Origin of the sequence: Bradyrhizobium sp. HKCCYLRH2047 (assembly GCF_051168175.1) — a bacterium.
In the GTDB taxonomy this organism is placed as follows: Bacteria; Pseudomonadota; Alphaproteobacteria; order Rhizobiales; family Xanthobacteraceae; genus Bradyrhizobium.
Window position 1 is genome coordinate 402,264 of sequence record NZ_JBNPUM010000008.1, and the last position, 17,282, is coordinate 419,545.

At 67.0% G+C, this 17,282-nt stretch carries 15 protein-coding genes and 1 riboswitch; of the genes, 9 read left to right on the forward strand and 6 right to left on the reverse strand.

Translation table 11 applies throughout. The annotated features are described in order from the left end of the window. Positions 1-87 precede the first annotated feature (87 nt). The 5 genes from ACQR1D_RS21225 (at position 88) to ilvC (ending at position 4,527) form a co-directional block, all read left to right on the forward strand. Positions 88-1,071, forward strand: a complete 984-nt coding sequence (locus ACQR1D_RS21225; RefSeq protein ID WP_434894002.1) for a threonine dehydratase — start codon at positions 88-90, stop codon at positions 1,069-1,071. 176 nt (positions 1,072-1,247) lie between these two features. After that, a complete protein-coding gene (ilvN, locus tag ACQR1D_RS21230) occupies positions 1,248-1,790 on the forward strand; it encodes an acetolactate synthase small subunit (RefSeq protein WP_315805569.1) in 543 nt (180 codons plus the stop codon). A gap of 3 nt (positions 1,791-1,793) precedes the next feature. Next, the gene (locus tag ACQR1D_RS21235; protein ID WP_315805570.1) at positions 1,794-2,483 is read left to right on the forward strand and encodes a class I SAM-dependent methyltransferase; all 690 of its coding nucleotides are present in this window, start codon (positions 1,794-1,796) and stop codon (positions 2,481-2,483) included. A 271-nt stretch (positions 2,484-2,754) separates the two neighbouring features. Continuing rightward, positions 2,755-3,357: a LysE family translocator gene (locus ACQR1D_RS21240; protein ID WP_315805571.1), complete on the forward strand. Its 603-nt coding sequence runs from the start codon at positions 2,755-2,757 to the stop codon at positions 3,355-3,357. 150 nt (positions 3,358-3,507) lie between these two features. Then, positions 3,508-4,527 (forward strand): ketol-acid reductoisomerase, encoded by a 1,020-nt coding sequence (gene ilvC, locus ACQR1D_RS21245; RefSeq protein WP_315713342.1) that lies wholly within the window; start codon positions 3,508-3,510, stop codon positions 4,525-4,527. A gap of 316 nt (positions 4,528-4,843) precedes the next feature. Here ilvC and ACQR1D_RS21250 read toward each other — a convergent pair whose 3' ends face one another. From ACQR1D_RS21250 to ACQR1D_RS21260, 3 genes are all read right to left on the reverse strand, one after another. Continuing rightward, positions 4,844-5,422 carry a hypothetical protein gene (locus ACQR1D_RS21250; RefSeq protein ID WP_434894003.1) on the reverse strand — a complete coding sequence of 193 codons (579 nt, stop codon included), beginning with the start codon at positions 5,420-5,422 and terminating at the stop codon, positions 4,844-4,846. A 75-nt stretch (positions 5,423-5,497) separates the two neighbouring features. Then, on the reverse strand, positions 5,498-7,558 hold the full coding sequence (locus ACQR1D_RS21255) for a TonB-dependent receptor domain-containing protein (RefSeq protein ID WP_434894004.1): 2,061 nt from the start codon (positions 7,556-7,558) through the stop codon (positions 5,498-5,500). A 111-nt stretch (positions 7,559-7,669) separates the two neighbouring features. Then, positions 7,670-7,887: riboswitch (cobalamin riboswitch) on the reverse strand. A 206-nt stretch (positions 7,888-8,093) separates the two neighbouring features. Next, positions 8,094-9,206 (reverse strand): DUF2336 domain-containing protein, encoded by a 1,113-nt coding sequence (locus ACQR1D_RS21260; protein WP_316183560.1) that lies wholly within the window; start codon positions 9,204-9,206, stop codon positions 8,094-8,096. 542 nt (positions 9,207-9,748) lie between these two features. Between ACQR1D_RS21260 and ACQR1D_RS21265 the strand changes: the two genes are divergently transcribed. Beyond that, positions 9,749-10,606, forward strand: a complete 858-nt coding sequence (locus ACQR1D_RS21265; protein ID WP_316183559.1) for an SDR family oxidoreductase — start codon at positions 9,749-9,751, stop codon at positions 10,604-10,606. Continuing rightward, complete coding sequence (locus ACQR1D_RS21270) at positions 10,606-10,899, forward strand: hypothetical protein (protein ID WP_315805576.1); 294 nt, start codon at positions 10,606-10,608, stop codon at positions 10,897-10,899. The genes ACQR1D_RS21265 and ACQR1D_RS21270 overlap by 1 nt, the downstream gene beginning before the upstream one ends. Positions 10,900-10,930: 31 nt before the next feature. Here ACQR1D_RS21270 and ACQR1D_RS21275 read toward each other — a convergent pair whose 3' ends face one another. Both ACQR1D_RS21275 and ACQR1D_RS21280 read right to left on the reverse strand, forming a co-directional pair. After that, positions 10,931-11,572: a response regulator transcription factor gene (locus ACQR1D_RS21275; RefSeq protein WP_316183558.1), complete on the reverse strand. Its 642-nt coding sequence runs from the start codon at positions 11,570-11,572 to the stop codon at positions 10,931-10,933. Then, entirely contained in the window at positions 11,569-12,984 is a 1,416-nt protein-coding gene (locus tag ACQR1D_RS21280) for a HAMP domain-containing sensor histidine kinase (protein ID WP_434894008.1), read from the reverse strand. Before ACQR1D_RS21280 ends, ACQR1D_RS21275 begins: the two co-directional genes overlap by 4 nt. A gap of 189 nt (positions 12,985-13,173) precedes the next feature. Here ACQR1D_RS21280 and ACQR1D_RS21285 point away from each other — a divergent pair, with 189 nt between their 5' ends. Further along, on the forward strand, positions 13,174-14,106 hold the full coding sequence (locus ACQR1D_RS21285) for a DUF2380 domain-containing protein (RefSeq protein WP_315805578.1): 933 nt from the start codon (positions 13,174-13,176) through the stop codon (positions 14,104-14,106). Between the two features lie 199 nt (positions 14,107-14,305). Beyond that, positions 14,306-16,015: a sulfatase-like hydrolase/transferase gene (locus ACQR1D_RS21290; RefSeq protein WP_434839273.1), complete on the forward strand. Its 1,710-nt coding sequence runs from the start codon at positions 14,306-14,308 to the stop codon at positions 16,013-16,015. Between the two features lie 45 nt (positions 16,016-16,060). On the opposite strand, the gene ACQR1D_RS21295 is transcribed toward ACQR1D_RS21290, so the two are convergent. Then, positions 16,061-17,278, reverse strand: coding sequence for an ABC transporter substrate-binding protein (locus tag ACQR1D_RS21295; protein ID WP_315805580.1), 1,218 nt, complete (start codon positions 17,276-17,278; stop codon positions 16,061-16,063). Between the last annotated feature and the right edge of the window lie 4 nt (positions 17,279-17,282).

Consider the following 17,282-nt stretch of genomic DNA (forward strand, 5'->3'; position numbering starts at 1 on the left):
CCTCACCCCGACCCTCTCCCCGTAAGAACGGGGAGAGGGAGCGCAGCGGCGCCTGGAGCTGTCCGCTTCTGACAAATGAGCAATTCCATGTTCACGCTCGCTGAGCTCGAAGCCGCCCACGCCATCGTCGCCGCCGCGGTGCCGGCGACGCCCGCGCATGCGTGGCCGTTGCTGGCGCAGCGGCTGGGGACGCACGTCGTCGTCAAGCACGAGAACCACACCCCAGCCGGGGCCTTCAAGGTGCGCGGCGGGCTGGTCTATGTCGACAGCCTCAAGCGCACGCAGCCCGATGTCCGCGGCCTGATCACCGCGACGCGCGGCAATCATGGCCAGAGCATCGCCTTCGCCGGCCGCCGCAACGGCCTGCCGGTGACGATCTACGTGCCCCGGGGCAACTCGGTCGAGAAGAACCGCGCGATGGCGGCGTTCGGCGCTGCGCTGATCGAGCATGGCAGCGACTTCCAGGAGGCGCGCGAGGAAGCCGGGCGTCACGCTGCGCGCGACGGCCTGCACATGGTGCCGTCGTTCCATCGCGATCTCGTGCGCGGTGTCGCCACCTACGCGCTGGAGCTGTTGCGCAGCGCCCCCGATCTCGACGTGCTTTACGTCTCGATCGGGCAGGGCTCCGGCATCTGCGGCTGCATCCTCGCGCGCGATCTCCTGGGCCTGAAGACCGAGATCGTCGGCGTGCAGTCGACCGAGGCGCCGTCCTACGCGCTGTCGTTCGCCGCGCGGACGGTGGTGACGACCAACAGCGCCGACACCCACGCCGATGGTCTCGCCACGCGCAGCCCGGATGCGGATGCGCTCGCGATCATCCTGAAAGGCGCCTCGCGGATCGTGCAGGTCAGCGACGCCGAGATCGCCGAGGCCGTGCGCATCCTGTGGACCGACACGCATAATCTCGCCGAAGGCGCTGGTGCGGCGTCGCTCGCAGCCGCCTTGCAGGAAAAGGGCAGGCTGGCCGGCAAGCGCGTCGGTCTGGTGCTGACCGGCGGCAACATCGATCTCGATTTGTTCAGGCGCTGGGTGCTGCCGGCAGCAACCGAAGAAATGGCGGAGTTGTCGTAATGGGCACTCCGCTCACTCCACATACCGCCGTCATGCCCGGGCTTGACCCGCCTGCGCGGCCGAAGCCGCTTCGGCGCGGCGAAGGCCCGGGCATCCACGATGCCGCACGCGCGACGCTCGACGTGGATGGCCGGGACAAGCCCGGCCATGACGGATGAAATTCTAAGGGGACACCAATGAACCAGCCAGCCTCCGCCTATTTCATCGAAGACCGCCACGATCCGAACGAAACGCACACGCTTGCCGTGCTGGTGCAGAACGAGCCCGGCGTGCTGGCGCGGGTCATCGGCCTGTTCTCGGGGCGCGGCTACAACATCGAGAGCCTCACCGTCTCCGAGACCGAGAGCCAGAAGCACCTGTCGCGCATCACCATCGTCACGACCGGCACGCCGATGGTGATCCAGCAGATCAAGCATCAGCTCGACCGCATGATCCCGGTCTATCGCGTCGTCGACATGACGCTGACGAAACGCGCGATCGAGCGCGAGCTGGCGATGGTCAAGGTGCGCGGCATCGGCGAGCCGCGCGTCGAGGCGCTGCGGCTGGCGGATGCGTTCCGCGCCCGCGTGATCGACGCCACGACCGAGAGCTTCGTGTTCGAGATCACAGGCAACACCGACAAGATCACGCAATTCATCGATCTGATGCGTCCGCTGGGCCTGGTGGAAGTCGCCAGGACCGGCATTGCGGCGATCGGGCGGGGACCGGAAGGGATGTGAGCCATGCTGGCGCGCGACTGGTACTACAACGAACGCAACCGGATCGGTCTCGATCATGCCGTGGCCTCGATCTACGGTTCGGGCGACGATGCCGACGAGCGTGCGCGCGCCGCGTTGAAGATGCTCGGTGTCAAGCCGGGCTGGCGGGTGGCCGACATCGGCTGCGGCAATGGCGTGCTGGCGACGGAAGCGGCGCTGATGGGGGCCGTGGTAGACGCCATCGACATCTCGCCGGCGATGCTGGCGCTGACCAAGATCTACACCCGCGACCGCCGTACCGCGGTGCGGATGCATTCGGCGGGGCTGCTGTCGTTCGCCTATGAGCCTGCCACCTATGACCTGATCGCCAGCGAGTTCACGCTGCACCACCTGCCGGATTTCTGGAAGGCGGTGGCGCTGGCACGGATCTTCGCGGCGCTGAAGCCGGGCGCGCAGTTCTTCCTGCGCGACATCGTCTATGTCTCCATGCCCGACGGCGCGGAGCGCTCGGTTGAGCAATGGGCGGATTTCAACATCAAGAACCACGACCTCGCCCGCGACAGCGTCATCACCCACATGCGCGACGAGAACTCCACCTTCGCCTGGGTGATGGAGCGCATGCTGACCGAGGTCGGCTTCGTCACGGTGTCCGCCGACTATCACGCCCCGATGCACGCGACCTACGTGCTGCAGAAGCCGGCGGGGCAGGGCTAGCTATGAGCGGCAGATTGGTGAGTCTCACTTTCGCGCAGGCGACGGTGCGCTCCCTCTCCCCGTTCTTACGGGGAGAGGGTCGGGGTGAGGGGCAGCCGCACGGGGAGCGTTCGCCGTTAGACCTGTACCCCCTCACCCGGATTGCACCTGGCGATGCAATCCGACCTCTCCCCGCAAGCGGGGCGAGGTTGCACTGCCCGCGCCGCGACAGGCGCGGCCGCCATGCGCAGGTGACCGCAAGTCAGTGCTTGCTTGCGGCGAGAACGTCCTGATGTCCCAGCAGCTCCTCATCGCCTTCGTCACCTTCGCCTTCGTGATGGCGTTCACGCCGGGGCCGAACAACATCATGCTGCTGTCGTCGGGCGTGACCCATGGCTTCCGCCGCACGGTGCCGCACATGATGGGCGTCAGCTTCGGCTTCGCCTTCATGGTCGGCGCGGTCGGCTTCGGGCTGGCCACGGTGTTCATCCGCTACCCGGTCCTGCAAGACGTTCTGAAATATCTCGGCGCGGCCTATCTGATCTACCTGGCGGTTGCGATCGCCTTGTCCGGATCGACCAAGCCTGAGGACACCACGCCGCGCGGCCCGATGTCGTTCTGGGGCGCGGCGCTGTTCCAGTGGGTCAACGCCAAGGGCTGGGTGATGGTGATCAGCACCATCACCGCCTATGCCGCGATTGCCAGCTTTCCGGCCAATGTCGGGCTGCAGGTCGCGATCAGCTTCGTGATGGCGATCGGCTCGACCATCACCTGGACCCTGTTCGGCACCGCACTGCGGCCGCTGCTGAGCTCCGACCGTGCGGTCCGCGCCTTCAACATCCTGATGGCCGCGCTGCTGCTCGCCTCGCTCTATCCCGTCTTCATGGACGCATGAAGGACGCCGCCGCCATGCGAGATCGGGGTTTCCAACGGGACCCAAAATGCTCTAGACACGGGCCGGATTTCGTCCGGGCGCAGCCGCCCGTGCCTCACCCAAGCGTCTGACTTTTCAGCCAATTCCGGCCATCTCAAAGAGGAAACGACAATGCGTGTCTACTACGATCGCGACGCCGATCTGAACCTGATCAAGGGCAAGAAGGTCGTCATCGTCGGCTATGGCAGCCAGGGCCACGCCCACGCGCTCAACCTGAAGGATTCCGGCGTCAAGGACGTCGCGATCGCGCTGCGCAAGGGCTCGGCCTCGGCCAAGAAGGCCGAAGGCGCCGGCTTCAAGGTGATGGAAGTCGCCGAGGCCGCGAAGTGGGCCGACCTCGTGATGATGCTGACCCCGGACGAGCTGCAGGGCGACATCTACCGCGAGCACCTGCACGACAACATGAAGCAGGGCGCCGCACTGGTGTTCGCCCACGGCCTGAACGTCCACTTCAACCTGCTCGACCCGCGCGCCGATCTCGACGTGCTGATGATCGCGCCGAAAGGCCCCGGCCACACCGTCCGCTCCGAGTACCAGCGCGGCGGCGGCGTGCCCTGCCTGATCGCGATCGCCAAGGATTCCTCGGGCAACGCCCATGACCTCGGCCTGTCCTACGCCTCGGCGATCGGCGGCGGCCGCGCCGGCATCATCGAGACCACCTTCAAGGAAGAGTGCGAGACCGACCTGTTCGGCGAGCAGGCGGTGCTGTGCGGCGGCCTGGTCGAACTGATCAAGGCCGGCTACGAGACGCTGACCGAGGCCGGCTACGCGCCGGAGATGGCCTATTTCGAGTGCCTCCACGAGGTCAAGCTGATCGTCGACCTGATCTATGAAGGCGGGATCGCCAACATGAACTACTCGATCTCCAACACCGCCGAGTACGGCGAGTACGTCACCGGCCCGCGCATCATCACGCCGGAGACCAAGGCCGAGATGAAGCGCGTGCTCGACGACATCCAGTCCGGCCGCTTCGCGCGCGACTGGATGCTGGAGAACAAGGTCAACCAGACCTCGTTCAAGGCGACCCGCGCCAAGCTTGCCCAGCACCCGATCGAGGAAGTCGGTGCCCGCCTGCGCGACATGATGCCCTGGATCAAGAAGGGCGCGCTGGTCGACAAGAGCAAGAACTGAGCTGTCATATTCGACGGTTGGGACCGCGGTAGCGCGGTCCCCGCCATCGGCTCAATCAAAAGCCTCCGTCCTTGTCGGGCGGAGGCTTTTTCGTGGCTGCGACGGCGAAGCGTGGTTCAGCCCGGCCGTTTGCAACACCCACAGCTGTCGTCCCTGCGAACGCAGGGACCCATAACCACCGGCTTTTGTTTTGCGAAGGACGATGATCCAGACCGTTTCCGCCAACTCACATCACGCGGTATGGGTCCCCGCGTTCGCGGGGACGACGGCAGTGGGCGGGAAGACGACGAGCGCCTAACCGCTGATGCTGGTTCGGTCAGGACGCCGTGTGCCGCGAAGCCAGCGGCGTGAGCAGGCGGACGATCTCACTGACCGCGACGAGGCCGACCAGCCAGGCGGCGCTGGTCAGGCCGAGGCGGGCGACGATCGGGAGCGTAAAGCTCGCGGCCCCGCCGAGTGCGGGCGTGGCGGCCAGCAGCACCAGCTCATAGGCGGCGTAGGCACTGAGGAGCGCGACGGCAAACGCGAGCGGCGCTGGTGCCGTGCGCAAAGCCGCCAGCGCCATGCGGGCCACGACGGTGGCGCTGAGCGCCGCGACACCGATCATGGCGCCCCAGGCCAGCGTGTTGGCATCGACCGGATAGTGCAGCGCGCCGAAGCCGACGCCCTGGTTGACCAGCCAGGCGCCGAGCATCACCGGCAGCGCCATGCGCAGCGGCAGCATGGCGGCGGCGATCACGGCGAAGGCCGCAAACGGCGTCGCGCAGGCGAACACGAAGCTCGCCAGCGCGCAGGCCGCTGTCAGCAGCGCGAAGCAGAACGCAGCGGCATGCCGTTGCGGAACGGGCGCGAGGCGAGCCCCGGAACCAGATCGGGCGAGAACGTCGAGAGTCATGGAACATCTCCTTCTATTGCGATTGTAGTCCATTTCGGCAGCTTCTGTCAGCCGCCGGGAGGTTGGTCGGCAGCGTCACTGCACACCGGAGCTCGCCACCCGGAGGCCGCCGAACACGCCGAAGCCCGGCGCGAGGAATCCGGTCGGGTTCTGGTAGTGACGGTTGAACAGGTTATCGATCCGGCCGAACAGCTTGACCTGGTCGGACAGCGCGTAGTCGCCGCGCAGGTTGACGATCGTGTAGCCGGGCGCGACGAGGCCCGTGGTCATGCCGTCGCGGCTGACATCGAGCCAGTCGCTGATCCGCAGCACGGTGGCCGACAGGCTCAGCGCGTCGGTCGGCAGCCAGGTCGCGGTGGCGCTCCATTTTTCCTTCGGCCGCCGCAATAGCTGCTGGCCGGTGGCCGCATCGACCGCGCGGGTGAAGGTGTAGTCTGCACGCAGCGAGATCCGGTCGGTGAGATCAGCCGTCACGAAGCTCTCGGTGCCTTCGGTGGTGGCGAGGCCGACATTGGCGTAGGAGGTGAAGGTGGCGTTGAAATTGATCAGGTTGGTGATGCTGTTGTGGAAGTAGGTCGCGCCGAAGCGGATGCGATCCGAAAACAGCGGCTGTTCGAAGCCGGCGTCGTAGCCGGTGCTCTGCTCCGGCTTCAGGTTGGGATTGGCGAAGAAGTTGAAGGCCAGAAAATCCTGGTGCAGCTGGCTCAAGGTCGGCGCCTTGAAGCCGGTGCCGTAGCTCGCCTTCAGCTTGGTCCCGGTGACCGGCAGGATCACCGCCGGCGCGATCCGGAAGGTGCCATGGCCGCCGAATTGCTCGTTGACGTCGTTGCGCAGGCTCGCCACCACGAACCAGCTTTTGGCGAACTCCGTCTGCAACTCGATGAAGCCGGCCTTGTTGCCGTTCTCGGCGGAAAGATCAGTTGTTTTCAGCCGCTCGGTCTGCTGCTCCAGCCCGACGACGAGATTGTTGTGCGGCGCCAGTTCGGTCACCGCGTGCCAGTCATATTTGATGCGTTCCCCCGTGGCGACCGCGGCCACGGGATTGCCGGCCGTCAGATCCGACGACCAGTTGTTCACGTAGTTGACGCCGAAGTAGTTCCTGATGCGGCCGCCGAGCAGCGACCACACGGCCTCTTCGCGTGTTGCCAGCTGGTGGACGGTGTGATTGCTCCTGATAGCATCGGGAACGCTGGGAAAGCCGCTGTCGCCGGTGAACAGCAGTGTGGCGTCGGTGTATCGAATCACCGAGTTCAACGTCCAGGCCTCGTTGAGATCGACGCCGAGCTTGGACGAGGCGGTCACGTTGTCGTAGGCGTTGCCGATCGCCTTCTGCCCGGCCGGGAGCAGTTGCCATGGTGTCACCGGCACGTCACCGGCGTGCAGGTGCGCGACATTGACCGCGTAGTTGACATTGTTTTGTGAGCCGCTGACGCCGGCCGACTGGTTGAAGGTCTTGAACGACCCGCTCTCGACCGAGGCGGTCGCCCGCGCCGGGCCGTCGCCCTTGCGCGTGATCACCGAGATCACGCCGCCGATCGCATCGGAGCCGTACAGCCCGCTCTGCGGCCCGCGCAGCACCTCGAGCTGCTGGATGTCGGCGGCGAGCAGATGCGCGAAATCGAACGCACCGTTGCTGTTGGTGACGTCGCCGACGTCGATGCCGTCGATGATGAGCTTGGTGTGGTTGGCATTGGTGCCGCGCATGAAGACGTTGGTCTGGCCGCCCGGGCCGCCGGCCTGCACGACGTTCAATCCGGGGACGGTGCTCAGGATGTCCGGCACCGTGCGGGCCTGCTGCGCGGCGATGTCCTTGTCGGTCACCACCGTGATCGCATTCGCGACGTTGGCGACCGGCGTCACGATGCCGGCCGGGCTGACCGCGACGGGCGGGCTGGCCGGCGATTCCGGCTTTGCCGCCGGCATCTGTTGATGCGCGGCGTTGCCGGCTCTGCGGGGGATGGCCGGTTTCGGAGCGATCGGCCGGTGCGGCGGGTCGACCTCGACCGGCGGCAGCAGATCGGGCGAGGCGGATTGCTGCGCCGTTGCGGGGGAGGGACCGAGCAGCGCGAACGACGAGAGGAGGCAGAACGACGACAGAAGGGCGCGACGGCGCCTGGCATGGGGAACGGGAGACACGAGTGACCTCGGCATGACGTCAGTGGCACGTCACCGCGAACGAGGTCTCATGCACGCCTTTGCAGGCCTGCCTGAAAACGATGCCAATAACGCCCCGACCGGCATCCTCGCGTGTGACCACGGCTGACGGCAGGTCTCCTGGCTCGCGGGTCGTCACCTCCACGTCGCCTTCCCGGGACCGAGATTTCCCAGTGGCCTCTGACGCGAGATTCGCCGCTTACAGTTGCGGGGGCAGCTGCGGCCTTCGGTCACGTCCCTTGCGAGACGCATCCGGCACCGCATTCCCTATTGAGCCCCGGTCGAGGGGCACCGTCGCCGTCACCGTAGGAGTGCGGGCGCACCAAAGTCAATCCAGCGCCCGGTGATCTCCTGGCGATAACGCGCTGGAGTGGATTGCGTGTGGCGAACTCTCTCGGCCGCCGCGTTCGGCGTGAGATACCCGGCGCCCGCGACGCCCCACAGCTGTCGTTCGCAGGGACGACAGCGGGATGTGAGGCGCGAATCAATTCCGGCGCGGATCGCTTGCGAGCGCCGCTTACTTCTCGACCTTGTTGTGCACCATCCAGAACCGCAGGGTGCGCTGGGCGGTGTCGAGGGACAGGCGGGAATAGTCGCGTTCCGCGAGCTTCAGCGTGTCGCTGTCGATGGCGTGCTTGATCGGCCGGTGGGTCAGGATCTTCGCCACCACCGACCAGGCCAGCCCGGCGGCACGGCAGGGGATCAGCACGATGTCGGTGCGCGGGCCCTCCAGCACCTTGGCCATCATCTCGGTCGGGACGTTGTTGAGCAGGCCGAGTGCGGCGGACACCTCGCCGAAGCGGCGGGTCTCGGCGAAGAAGGCGATGGCGGCATCGTTGAGCTCGTTCAGCCCCTTCATGCGCTTGACGGCCTCTTCGGCCAGCGTGAAGTCGCGCCCGATCAGGCCGCCGTCGCTGCGCGCAACGTCGGCGATCGCCTTGAGGATTTTCTTGATCTCCTGCTGCAACGCCGGCGGCGCCGAGGCCATCAACTTGGCGCGCACGGCTTCGGTTGCGCGGCGCAGGAGGTCGCGCAGATGCTTGGTAGGCAGGTCGATGCGCAGCCCGATGATCTCGGACAATTCGTCGTCGTCCTCGGCATGCGCCATCATCCCGGAATAGCCGGTCTCGGAGAAGCGCGCGGTCTGGTTGTTGGCAAGCTTGCGGATGACCCGGCGCTCGCCGCGGTCGACGATGATGTCGGTCACCGCCTCGGTCAGATGCGGGCGGCTGGAGATCGCCATCAGGTGATCCTGGCCCTTGGTCGCCGCGACCTCCACCAGCGTATGCTCGGTGAGCCGGCTCGAGTGCATCAGCACGTTCTCGGCCACCGAGATTTCGTCGTCGCGGGCGAGCTGCTGGATCAATTCGACGGGCGCATAGTCGACCGGCGCGAGATGCTTGCTGAGCTCGGCCCGCGCGCGGGTCTCGACCCGCGAGACCAGCATGCACAGCACGTTGTCGAACACCTTGATCTGGTCCTCGCTGAGGCGTTCGCCGTCATGCAGGAACAGGTTGGTGACCTGGCGCAGCGTGTTGACGCGCTTCGCCGAGGAGCCGCTGCGGACGGCTTCTTCGAGTTCGGTGATGATGGAGTTTTCTGAAAGCGGAAGCTGTTCTGGCTGTGACACGATCGCGCTCGTTGGTCCGGATTGCCGGAGCGACAGCAACGCGTGTGGGATCCGCTGCAAGGCTTTCGGCCGGGGCAGTTTTCGGCACGGGCGATAACAATGCGTTAGGGGCGGAGGGCGTAGTACTCCGGGGAAACACGGATACGGAAAATTAAGACGATACGCATAGAGGGGAAGACGGGTCGGAGCCCGGCCTTTCGGAGATTCGCCGGACAATCGATGGAATGAGGTGCGATCACCTCCTTGCAGACCCGGCGAAGACAGGCGAGCGAGGCGGAAAGGTTAACGATCTCATAAGGTCACAAACCTTCCTTCATCCAGTTTGGTCGCTGCCCTCGATCTCACGTCAGCTCTCATCCTCTCAAGCATTGAAACTTAAATCCCATTCTTGCCGCGGCCGTTTTGCCGACGCGCCGTGCGTTGCGTGCCGTATTCCGTTGTTCCGGGGCAGGCTCGGCGGGTGATGACCTCACGCGAAAAATCAGCGCCAGCATCTTGCCGCATCCCGTGCGATAATCGCCGCGCAAATCGTTGAGGTCCCCATGAAATCCGTCGTCATCACCGGCGCATCCACCGGCATCGGGTTCGCCTGTTCGAAGCACCTGCTCGCGCGCGGCTTTCGCGTGTTCGGCAGCGTTCGCAAGCAGGCCGATGCAGACCGTCTGCGCAGCGAGCTCGGCGCCAACTTCACGCCGCTGCTGTTCGACGTGACCGACGAGGCGGCGGTGAAGGCGGCCGCGCAGGAGGTGCGGGCGGCTCTCGCCGGCGAGGCGCTCGCCGGCCTGGTCAACAATGCCGGCATCGCCGTCGCGGGGCCGGTGACGGAGCTGCCGATCGCGCAGTTCCGGCATCAGATGGAGGTCAACGTCATCGGCCCGGTGATCGCGACCCAGGCGTTCGCGCCGCTGCTCGGAGCGGATCCCGCCATAAAAGGGGAGCGGGGCCGGATCGTGATGGTCAGCTCGGTGGCCGGGCGCAATGGCAACCCGCTGTTGGCGCCGTATTCGACCTCGAAGCACGCGATCGAAGGGCTGTCCGAGAGCCTGCGCCGTGAGCTGATGCTGTTCGGCATCGACGTGATCGTCATCGCGCCGGGCGCGGTGAAGACGCCGATCTGGGCCAAGGCCGACGAGGTCGACCTGTCGCCGTATCAGGCCTCGCCGTTCTTCCCGGCGTTGCAGAAGATCCGCGCCTTCATGCTGAATCTCGGCAAGTCCGGGCTGCCGGCCGAGACCATCGCCGCGCGGGTCGCCGACGCCTTGACCTTGCCGGCGCCCAAGGTGCGCTACGAGATCGCGCCCGATGCCATGAGGCAATGGATCGTGCGGGTGCTTCCGAAACGGACCGTCGATCGCATCATCGCCAAGCGGCTCGGCCTGATGCCCGCGACCAGGCCCTGATGCCGGCGATGACGACCATCGGCAAGACCCAGGCGGAGCTGACCCGCCTGGTCGAGGAGGACCTTCGCGCGCAGCCGGGCTGCGAGACCGCGCGCGTGCCGGCGGTTCATGCGCTCGACGTGCGCAGCGGCCGCAACTGGGAGATCCCGCACGTCGTTCTCGGCGACAGCCTGATCAGCGACGTCGACCGCGCCGTGATGAGCGTGCAGCGCCGGCTCGGGCGCGCGTTTCACCTGATCGACGATCCGGTCACGGCGTCGGACGCGGCAGCAACGCCGCAGGGCGACTCCTGAGCTTTCTCGCGGGGATGTAAGCCCCGCCGGCTCAGCTCAGCAGGCCCTGCCGCAGCGCCAGCCGCACCAGCTCGATGTCGGTGGCGACGCCGAGCTTGTCCTTGATCAGCGAGTGCAGGTTGGCAACCGTCTTCGGGCTGAGATGCAGTGCCGACGCGATCTCGTCGGTGGTCCGTTCGGCCAGCAGCATCTGCATCACCTCGAACTCGCGCGCGGACAGGATTTCGGCGGCGGCCCGCTCGCCGGAGAGGCGGCTGAGCGCGAGCTCGTGATCGATGTCGGGGCTGATCGCGATGCGGCCTGCCAGCACGTCCATGACGGCGCGCACGAGAGCCTCCGGCGGGCTGCTCTTGGTGACATAGCCGCGGGCGCCGGCGCGGATCGCCTGCACCGCGAAGCCGGCATTCTCATGCATGGTGAACACGAGGATGCGCGCGCCGCGATCCCATTGCCGGATGCGGCGGATGCCCTCGATGCCGCCGACGCCCGGCATCGTCAGGTCCATGATGACGAGATCGGGCCTGACCTCCTTGAACAGCCGGTAGGCTTCGGCGCCATCGGCGGCTTCGGCGACCACGCGCAGCCCCGGCTGCTTCTGCAGCATCGACCTGTAGCCCTCGCGGACCACGGCATGGTCGTCGACCAGCAGGATGGTGCCGGCGGGCGTCGTCATGCCGCGTAGGCCGTTTCCGGCTGCGCAGGCGAGAGGCCGGGCAGGGCCGGGAGCGGAATCTCGACGCGGAGGCGCGCGCCGCCGGACGTGGCCGCAAAACTCATCTGGCCCCCCATGGAGGCGACGCGCTCGCGCATGCCGAGCAGGCCCATGCCCGGCTTGTCGGGCGCATCGCCGGCAGGACCGTCATCTTCGACGGTGAGCACGGTCGTGCTCTCGGGCGCCGACTGGGCCGGCCCGTCCTGAAGCGTCAACTGCAATCGCACGCGCGTCGCGCCGGCGTGCTTGACGGCGTTGGTGAGCGCCTCCTGCGCGATGCGGTAGACGTTGCTGGCGACGATGCCGGGCAGCCGGTCGACGTCGCCCGACAGGCTGATCTCGAACACGGTGCGGCCGTGCTGCCGCCGGTTCCAGCCGGCCACGAGGCCTTCGAGGCTGCCGGCGAGGCCGAGCTCGTCGACATCAGGCGGACGCAGCCGCATCAGCGCGCCGCGCAACTGCTCCATCATGTCGCTCGCGATGCGCGCGATGCCGTCGCATTCGCCGACCAGAGCGGGGCAATCCTGCGCCGCGCTGTGACGGATCGACGCTGCGAGCGCCCGGATCGCCGCCAGCGACTGGCCGAATTCGTCATGCAGCTCGCGGGCGAGGTGGCGGCGTTCGTCGTCTTCCAGGGCAATCAGGCGCCGGGTCAATTCGCCGCGCTGCGCCAGCGCCGTCTCCAGCCCCTCGGCGAGCTGATTGAAGGCATCGCGGATCGCCGAGAGCTCGGCGAGGTCGAACGGTGGCAGCCGCGCCGACAGATCGTTGGCGGCGATCCGCTCCAGCCCGGCGCGGATCAGCCGGGTCGGGCGCAGCGCGCGGGCCAATGCGGCGTAGGCCAGCACGCACAGCAGCAGCAGCGCCGTCCCGAGTACCGGCAGCAGCCGGCCGAGCTCGCGCCAGGCGTCCGCGGTCATGACGCCGGCATCGATCCAGACGACCGCATCGCCGGTCCTCTCGCCGCGAAACCTGACCGGCCGTGCCGCTTCCCGGCCCGGCTCGAACAGCCGCCGATACGGCATCGCGAAGGCGCGGGGCGGATCGTCCGCCTGCGCGTCCGCGCCGCCGCAGATCCGCTGCACGATCACGCCGTCGACGCCGCGATAGGCGATGCACAGCCCCGGTCCCATCGCCGCGGCCGCGACCGCGTCGAGGTCGGGAAAGCCGGCCGGCGGGCTGTTGACCCAATGCATCTTGCTCTGCTGCAGTTGCAGCGTCCGGGCCGTGATCTCGGCGATCCGCGCGTTGCGCGCATGCGCCGAGCGGTCGGTGTCGAACAGCACATAGGCGCAGATCGCCGCGAAGCAGAGCGCCGAGACCGCCGCGATGCGCAGCGTCAGGCGGTATTTGAGGTCGTAGCGGCTCCACATCTTCGGCGCGTCCATGGCAGCCCAGCCCGCCGGCATTTAACGGCAGAACCGCCCGGGCCAAAAGCGCCGCGGCCCGGTGGACAATGCGGTCGTGAAATTTTCCCGTGCCTCGCCGGGATCCTCGCCGCTGCAGCCATGCCGCGCCGGCATCTAGCTTCGGAGCGCCAGACATCGTTGCAGGGGAATCTCATGTCGAACCGCCGCCTCGTCCGTTGCCTCGTTTTCGCGCTTGCTCTCGCGGCCGGCCCGGTCCGCGCCGCCTCTGGTGATGTCCCGGCCGTGCTGGTCGATGATTTCAGCTATCTCGACACGTCCGGCGAGCCGGTCGATCAGACCGCGGCGCATCAGCGGCGGCTGGATGCGTTCATCGCCGCGCTCCGCCGCGATGTCGCCGCGGATGCGCGGCTGCGTCCGGTCAGCCCGTCCTGCGCTCCGTCCTGTCCGACCGATGCGTCGCCGGAGGCACGGTTGCAGATGGCGGCCGCGGCCGGCGCCACCGTCGTGGTCACCGGTGGTGTCCAGAAGCTCTCGACCCTGGTGCAGTGGGCGCGGGCGTCGGCCATCGACGTCACGTCCCATCGGGTGCTGTTCGACAAGGTCTTCACCTTCCGCGGCGACAGCGACGAGGCCTGGCAGCGCGCCGAGATGTTCGTCTCGCGCCAGGTCCGTGACGCGCTGGCGCCGCCGGAGCCGATCCGGCTGGCGCTCTTGCCATTCGAGCTCGACGACACCAGCGCAGGCGCTGCGCTCGGCGCGACGGAGTCCGACCAGAAGGGGCTGCAGGAGGCGACCGACGCGGTGCGGCAGCTGCTGGCGCAGTCCGGGCGTTATCGCCTCGTGGACGCCGCCGGCGAGATCAAGCCGGGGCAGCCGGTGCGTGAGTGCGACGATTGCGAGGCGCGAGTGGCGCGCGCGGTCGGCGCCCAGCAGTCGCTGCTCGGCATCGTCAGGCGGATCGGCCGCACCGAATACATCATCGGTTTTCGCGTCCGCCAGGCCGACAGTGGCGCACTCGTCGTCGCCGGCGACAGCGGGCTGCGCCTCGGCGCCAATTATTCCTGGAGTCGCGGCGCGGTGCGTCTGGTGCGCGAGCGGCTGCTCGAGACCGGCTCGGAGCACTGATCGCGGCCCGGCCATCGCTCCGGTCCCGGAGCCGTCGCCGGGAGCTGCGCCGGTCCGCCATGCCGGACGATCGGCGCGCGGCTCCGTGCAAATCCGGGCTGTTGTGATTTGTGACGATTTCATTACGGTCGAATGACAGGATCGGCTTCCTTGATCTGTCGGCATGCGCCGGCGAAGGGCGCCTGCTTTCGACCGGCTGATGTCACTGACCCCGAACGACCAACCGATCACCACGCTCGCCGCGGCGAGCGCAACACGCTCTGCCGCCGTCCGGCTGTCCGCCGTCGCCGCGCCGCATGTGGCGGCGCTCGCTCTGATGCTGCACACCGAGACCGATTTCGGCTCGCGGCTCGGCTTCGTGCTGGCCTGGGGCATCCTGAACGGCTTCTGGCTGGTGCTGCTGCGGCGGCCCGCGGTGTCGGGCGCGCTGGCGCTGACCATGGTCGTGGTGCTGGTGCTGCTGTCGCAGCTCAAGCACGCCGTGGTCCAGATGACCGCGAACTTCGTCGACGTGATGCTGATCGACCACGACAGCGCGGCATTCCTGTTCACGATCTTTCCGAATCTGAAGTTGTCGGTGCTGGTGGCGGCGGCCGTGGTGCTGCCGTTGATGGGCCTGTTGTGGTGGGCCGACCCGTTCCGCGTCGCCCGGTTGCCGGCGCTCGCCGGCAAGCTCGCCTGCCTCGCGGCGCTGACGCTGTATTCGCTCAACTGGCGCGACGAGGCCTGGCGCGGCTACTATGACGACGGCTATCTGTCGAAATTCGCGCGCTCCGGCGTCACGGCGGTGTCCGACTTCCTCGCCAACGGCTTCATGGAATCCGACGCCACGGCTGATCGAAGTCTGGCTGCCTTCGTCCCGGATTCCTGTCATCCGGCCGCGCGCCGGCCGAACATCGTGCTGATCCACGACGAATCCAGTTTCGACATCCGCTCGGCTGAGGGCATCAAGGTGCCCGATGGCTATGGCAGCCACTTCAAGTCGTTCGACGGCAAGGCGCGGCAGTTCATGGCCGAGAGCAATGGCGGCCCGAGCTGGTTCACCGAGTACAACGTGCTCGCCGGCCTGTCGTCGCGCTCGTTCGGCCGTTTCGCCTATTTCGTGACGCGGATTGCGTCCGGCCGGGTCGAGCGCGGCCTGCCGCTGGCGCTGCGCAATTGCGGCTACGACACGGTGTCGCTGTATCCCGCGCAGGGCGCCTTCATGAGCGCGCGCAGCTTTCAGACCACTGTCGGTGTCGATCGTTTCCTCGACGCGCGCGATCTCGGCGCCAAGGGCGTCGAGCCCGACGGCTTCTTCTACGACGCCGCGCTCGACCTGATGCAGCACCGGCCGCGCGGCAAGCCGCTGTTCATGTTCGTCTATCTCGCCGCCAACCATTTCCCGTGGGAGACGACGTTCCGGCCCGATTTGACGCCGTCCTGGCGTGCGCCCGGCAATCTGCCTTCGATCGACGAATATCTGCGCCGGCAGATGATGAGCGCAGCGGACTATCAGCGCTTTCTTGCGAGCCTGAAGAAGAGGTTCGGCGACCAGCCGTTCCTGATCGTCCGCTATGGCGATCACCAGCCGGAGTTCTCGCCGCACATTCTCGATCCCAAGCTCGACGAGGCCGGCATCGGCGAGAAGCTCGAAAGCTACGATCCGCGCTATTATCGGACGTATTACGCGATCGATGCCGTCAATTTCGAGCCGCGCCAGAGCGCGGTCGTGATGGACCGGATCGACGCCGCCTATCTGCCGCTGGTCACGCTCGAGGCCGCCGGAATTCCGCTCGATCCGTCCTTTGCCGAGCAGAAGGAGATCATGCTCCGCTGCAAGGGCGTGTTCTATGCCTGCGGCGACGGCGCCGAGGCGCGCCGCTTCAACCGCATGCTGATCGACGCCGAGCTGATCCGCGGGCTGTGACCGGCCGACGCCAAGGTCGGCCGGTCTGGGGCGCAGCCGCCGCTGCTAATCCGCGGCCGCGTCGGTGACGATGCCGCCGATGTTCTGCCAGTGGGCGCCGTCGAACTGGATCATCTGCAACTGCTTGTTGACGCGATAATCGGTCGGCGAGGTCGTGATGCTGATGCCCGGCAGCAGCATGCCGAGCTCGACATGGTCGAGATGGGTGGCCTGCTTCAGCACGTTCTCCCGCGTCAGCTCGTCGCCGCACTGCTTCAGCACCTGGACCAGGAGCTCGGCGGTGATGTAGCCATAGACGTTGAAGTTCGAGCCCTTGTCGCCGTCGGGATAGTATTTCTCCATGAAGGCGAGATAGCGCTGCACGCCGGGGTCGTTCTTGAAGCCCTCCTCGAGCGGGTCCTTGACGTAGCCGACGCTGATCAGGCCCTTGGCATTCTCGAGCCCGGCGGGCTTCAGGGTGGCGCCCAGCGAATTGGCATTGATGTCGACGATGTGGACCGGCTTCCAGCCGAGCTCGGCGACCTTCTTGATGGCCTGCGCCGCCTGCTTCGGCGTGGAGGCGCTGAACAGCAGATCGGCGCCGGCGTCCTTCAGCTTCAGGATGTGCGAATCGATCGTCGGCTCGGTGATCTCGTAGGACGATTCGGCCACGATCATCTTGGCGGCCTTGTCGCCCAGCCCGGCCTTGAGGCCGGCGAGATAGTCGCGGCCGAGATCGTCGTTCTGGTAGAGCACGCCGATCTTGGCGTCGGGATGGGTCTTGAGAATGTACTGGCCGTAGATGCGGCCTTCGACGACGTAGCTCGGGTTGAAGCCCATCGTCCAAGGAAAGTTCTTGGGATCGGTGAAGCGCGAGGCGCCGGTGGCCGCGAACAGTTGCGGCACCTTCTTCGAGTTGAGATATTTCTGCACGGCGACGTTCGGCGCGGTGCCGATGATCTGGAACGTCAGGAGCACCTCGTCGCTCTCGACCAGCTTGCGCACCTGCTCGACCGTCTTCGGCGGCGAGTAGGCGTCGTCATACTGGATCAGGTTGATCTTGCGGCCGTTCACGCCGCCCTGGTCGTTGATCATCTTCATATAGGCGGCCTGCGCCTTGCCGATCGTGGCATAGGCCGAGGCCGGGCCGCTCAGCGGCACGGTCTGGCCGACCTTGATCTCGCTGTCGCTGGCCCCGGTGTCGTACTTCTTCTCGGCCGCCGAAGCCGTCGCGGCGAGCGACAGCAGAGCAAGCGCGGCCAGCGCGGTGGTCCCAATCCTCATCACA